The organism is Mycobacterium sp. (assembly GCF_002863225.1).
Classification (GTDB): domain Bacteria; phylum Actinomycetota; class Actinomycetes; order Mycobacteriales; family Mycobacteriaceae; genus Mycobacterium.
The window spans coordinates 1-4,653 of record NZ_PKEK01000096.1 but is presented as its reverse complement, the minus strand read 5'-3'; the positions used below and the strand labels follow the sequence as shown (position 1 = coordinate 4,653).

Genomic DNA, 4,653 nt, shown 5'->3' with positions numbered 1-4,653 from the left:
TCTCAGCCCAATCCTCCACTGACAACAACTCCCTTCTCCTCTCGGCTCATAAGCCGAGACTCAGACGAAGGGGGTCAAAATTCAGGCGTCGACACGGGGTCAGTTTTCAGGCGACGCCGACACTCGTGGCCGGTATGTGCGCCAGGCATCCGTCGGCATGACGCCGTCCACATGCAACTCATTTAGAATTCCAGGGTGGACGCTGGTGGAGTAGACGAGGCTTCGCGGCGGAAGGCCGAGCTCCTCGGCTATGACGACCTCCCTTGGCTGCGGTCGGCTCGACACTGCGGCGGTCTGGCTTCGATCAACACCGAGAGCCTGCCGCGGGAAGACCTGAGTGCGGTCCTTGCCAACATGCGCGAGGGTCGACTGACCGTGCCGGAGCCGACCAATAGCCGATGACATTGCGATTTAACTTGCTTAGGAATCAAGCGTAGCCAAAGCGCGCAAGCAAGGCGCGCAGCAGCTCGTGAGCCGCATCGTCGGCGACCACCGGTCAAGTCTCGCCGCGATACGCAATCCGGCCCTAGCGCTGTGGCTTGAGATCTGTCGGTTTCTTCGTAGCTCTGTTGCGGGGTGGTCGGGAGTCTGATTGCATCTCGCTACAGTGCAGGTTCCGAGGCCGTCCGCAGGCTCCCTAGGCTTAGCGAGCTGCCTTGCCGTTGATGCGCACCGCGAGCAGTGGTTTCAACTCTGCCAGAATTAACGCCTGAACGCTTGAATAGCCTTTTTCTTTTGCTAGCAGTCGAAGCGCGCTCGCTTCGACTGGGAGAAAGCGGATATTTATCGGGTCGGTTCGTTGCCGACGCTCCGAGCCGCTTTTGCTTCCAGTTTTCGCCATACACTCAATGTACTACTAGTAGTGCAATGTGTATATTTCGGCGCGCCGGTTTGTGCCCTTGCTTGGCGAGCTGCTCAGCGTTCACAGATACTTCGAAGTCCCGCGTTATGTCGGTCGAGGTTTGCTTCTTGATCACGTACTCCTTCTAGAGCCGTTCGCGGAAGATGGCGAAGACCTGTTCTGGCGCACGGGGATTCCGAGTTTGCGCCATCGCCTGGACAGGACCTCGCGGTCGACACCTGCCTCGCGGGCCATGTCGGCGAGGCTGCGCTTGTTGATGACATGCTCGGTGTAGATCCACGCCTCAGAAATGGGCGGCGTTTGCCGATGCTTGCGTATACCGGCTTGGCTGGCTTTAGCGAGCAGCGTCCGAGGATTGCAGCCGACTTCGCGCGCAATATCTCTGACGGTGCGTTGTTTGACGATGTATTCGTGGTACAGCCATTCAGGCTCCACGGGTTTTGGCCGCCTTGAGTGGAGATGAATTGAGATGTGCTGCTCAAGGGCTAGCTGCTTCACGACATCTGAATCGATGCCAAACTGCTTGCCGATCGCGTGCATCGACCAGTTCTCCTGTTCATGCAGGCGGGCCAATTCGGCTCGCGAAAGTTGAGTCCGCGCTCGGTCGAGGCGCGTTGGCTTTTTCGGGCGCTGTTGCCCTCGGCATAGGGGTTGTTGCAGCGGTGCCCTTTCCAGCAGGCGCCGGACCACTAGTGGCCGCACGCCCATCGCTTGGGCAATGGCATGGGTCGATTGGGGCTGCGCTCGGATCACGTGATGGAGCTGTTCGATATTCAGCGCTTCGACGTCGGGTCCGGGTAGGTCGAGATCGGCGACCAGCGTTAGCGGCGGTGACCACACGACGGGTTCGTCAAAGATGCGGTGCTGACGAAGAAATCGTGTTGCGAGGGCGTCGAGCCGGTCACCAATCGGCGGTGCGAGCAGTTCGATCGGTTCTAGTCGACCCCTCGGTGCAGACGTGGGTGCAGCGAAGGGGGACCTGTTAGCGGGAAGCATGCTAACCCGGTCGAACATCCAGTTGCGGACGCGTTGTCCTGTGTGGGCACAGTCGAGGCGGCCGAAATCGGTCGTAGCGAATATCTCCTGCCAGTCATTGTCTGGCAAGATATTTCGATAATCGAGTCGCCGCCGTCGTGCGTAATCGATCGGACTAGGGTGATCGAGCAAATAGTCGGCCAGGCGTGTTAGTGCTGTCGCAACGTTGGGCCACCACCCGTCGTTATGCAGGCGCATTCTGACGGCGCCGGACTCGTTTTCGGCATAGTTTCCGGCCGAGGGTTGCAGCCCGAGGCTGCGTGCGATCTCGGGTTCGGAAGCGCGGTTGCCCACTGCGAGCAGCAATACGGCTAGCGCCGTTCGTGAGCCGTTGCGCCGGCCCGACCTCCCGTCAGGGGGCAGCAGTCGAATCCACCAGTCGCTCCACAGACTGGCGGGGACGTTGCGTAGCGCGGATGCGGGCACTTTGTGAGGGCATCGCGGGCACGGCTCCCACGCCCGGTATCGCAGCTGATCCAACAGACTGATCGAGTTCCGAAGCGCCCGCACCGTCGTTGCAGCGATGACCGGACTGCGGTTACCCGTGGATAAGACAGCGTTGGTCACCGTTTTACCGGCCTGGCGGCGCGCGGCGAGTAAAGGCTGCAAGTCAGCCGCGGCCTCGTCAACAGTGTCGCGTTGAAGAAGTGTTACGGCCGCGCTGATTCCCGCCGCGGCCATCAGCGCCGGCACTGTGCGACACGTGGCCGGCGCGGCGCGCCACCGCCGGACCTCAACGCTGTCCCACGCGCCAATGAGGTCGCCGTCCGGGTGAGGTAGTGCGAGGATCTCGTGCTCATATAGGGCAGTTTCCTCAGCGAAGCGCATTGCCAGCAGTCGAAGATCCGCGAGAAATTGGGTCGTCGACGCCGGCATCGTTTTGTAAAGACCTGCGGTCACCGTCGTGTTGGAAAGGACTTCGGATAAGGCTGCTTGCGCCTGGAGAAAAGGGTGCCCCTTCGGTAGGGAAATCGTGGATGCCGCCGATAGCAGGCGTTGACAACGGGTTCCGTCCGACTGGGCTGCGTGACATGATTCAGGAGCAGGGACGAGGTCGCCTTTGAGCCAGCCACGGCTGGTGGGTTGAGTGCGGCCACACGCCGGGCAGCTATCAGCGAGTAAGCGGGAATGCTTCTGGCACGCAAACACCCACGGGAGTCGCCACTCCAGCTGCCAGCGGCCGTGCGAGTCCGCCAGGCACGCGGGGCAAAATCGCGATCGGCCGAGGGGCCAGGTCATCTTCATCCGCCGTCGAGCGACATCGACGGTTCCGACCAGTCCGTCGAATCGGCACCACGTCATCGCCTCGATCGTGGCGGGGTCAGCACCCGTTGCCGCCGAGATGCCTTGCAGTTCGGCGGTCGTGAGGTGTGCGGTGATATCCAACCGGCGGAGCCAGTGTTTTCCTGACGCGCGGGCTGCGGGAAAGAGCAGGCCGAGAAACGTGCCCCACTCGACATCGAGGCACTGTGCCAGGGCCGCCAACCACGACTCGAGCGCCTCTCCAGGCACCGGGGTGACACTCACCGGAAGCGTTCGCAGACCCAGCCGCGTTCCCGGTGTCTGGCCCGGTGTTGCTGTGGACATTAACCCGGGTGATCTTCGCGATCACGGTCTGGCGAATGCCCGCGCCGAGCCATCAGGTCGCAGACCGAGACCGTTAAGGCGTCGGCGATGTCGAAGAGTCGCTCGTAGAGAAGACCACGGCGGCCGAATTCCACATCAATGAGCACGTTGCGGGTCACACCGGACCTGAGCGCGAGGGTCTCTTGCGTCATGCCCTGTTCAGTACGCACCCTGCGGATGTTGGCCCCGACGCGTTGCCGGGATTGCTCCCAACGCGCTACGCGTTCCGGATTGTTCTGATTCGGACGAGTCGGCACCGTCTCAGTAGTTGGCCGACGCCACTCAATGTCTGCCCTACTAGTAATACATTAGAGTGTCCGCTACGGATCGGCGGCCGTGCCGCGTCCAGCCGGATCCGGCAGGGGGTCCGCTGTCCAACGAGGCCGACTGAGAGTTGTCATGGTCGAGCAGTTGCCGAGTCGCCCCGCGCTACACCCTGATGAGGCGCTGGACGGCTACCTTGAACGGCTCGCCGAGGCGAACGGTCTCTCAACAGCGACTCTCCACAAGGTCATCCTCGCCTCACTTAGCACTGCTCCAGCGGCGTTGGCATATCTGATGATCAAACCTCCGCGCGCCGCCCTCAACGCGATTGCCGATCTCGGGGGAGTCGACCTCGCGGCGCTGACCGCAGCCACGTTGATGCGTTACGGCGATGGTCTGCCGCTACATCTGGAAGGGCTTGATCCAAGCCGGCGGCACACTTATCGCAACCTCGTGGCGCAGGGTTGGTTTCCACCGCACGGCTCGCAAGCCTGCCCCCAGTGCCTGGCACGCGACGGCATATGGCGGTTGGAGTGGCGATTGCCGCTCATCACGGTCTGCACGGTTCACGGGGTTGAGTTGCTCACCGAATGCGACGCGTGTCGGCAGCGTCTGCGCGTGCGGCGACACTCCCCGATGCGACCGTCGTTGGGTCCAGAACAGCTGTGCGGCAACCCGACCGGGGCCGGTCGGTACTGCGATCGGACGCTAGCGGAGCTTCGATCACCACCAGCGGGGCCAGATGTCAATGGACAGCTGAAACTGCCCGTGGGCGGACGTGAGAAATGCCTGTAGGTGGCCGTTAAGAACTGCCCAGTGGCGGACACGAATCTGCCCATGAGGGGTGCATCCGCCACCGGTCGGTG

Annotated in this window: 5 protein-coding genes; 2 read left to right on the top strand and 3 right to left on the bottom strand. The window is 62.2% G+C overall.

The genetic code is table 11. The features are described from left to right. Positions 1-195 precede the first annotated feature (195 nt). Positions 196-402 carry a hypothetical protein gene (locus CYU59_RS26050; RefSeq protein ID WP_293004177.1) on the top strand — a complete coding sequence of 69 codons (207 nt, stop codon included), beginning with the start codon at positions 196-198 and terminating at the stop codon, positions 400-402. Between the two features lie 241 nt (positions 403-643). Here CYU59_RS26050 and CYU59_RS26045 read toward each other — a convergent pair whose 3' ends face one another. The 3 genes from CYU59_RS26045 to CYU59_RS26035 form a co-directional block, all read right to left on the bottom strand. Beyond that, a complete protein-coding gene (locus tag CYU59_RS26045) occupies positions 644-841 on the bottom strand; it encodes a hypothetical protein (RefSeq protein WP_293004176.1) in 198 nt (65 codons plus the stop codon). Positions 842-973: 132 nt separating this feature from the next. Next, positions 974-3,424, bottom strand: a complete 2,451-nt coding sequence (locus tag CYU59_RS26040) for a TniQ family protein (RefSeq protein WP_293004175.1) — start codon at positions 3,422-3,424, stop codon at positions 974-976. 59 nt (positions 3,425-3,483) lie between these two features. Beyond that, on the bottom strand, positions 3,484-3,780 hold the full coding sequence (locus CYU59_RS26035) for a helix-turn-helix transcriptional regulator (RefSeq protein WP_293004174.1): 297 nt from the start codon (positions 3,778-3,780) through the stop codon (positions 3,484-3,486). 142 nt (positions 3,781-3,922) lie between these two features. On the opposite strand from CYU59_RS26035, the gene CYU59_RS26030 reads away from it, so the two are divergent. Next, positions 3,923-4,582 carry a TniQ family protein gene (locus CYU59_RS26030; protein WP_293004173.1) on the top strand — a complete coding sequence of 220 codons (660 nt, stop codon included), beginning with the start codon at positions 3,923-3,925 and terminating at the stop codon, positions 4,580-4,582. Positions 4,583-4,653: the final 71 nt, after the last annotated feature.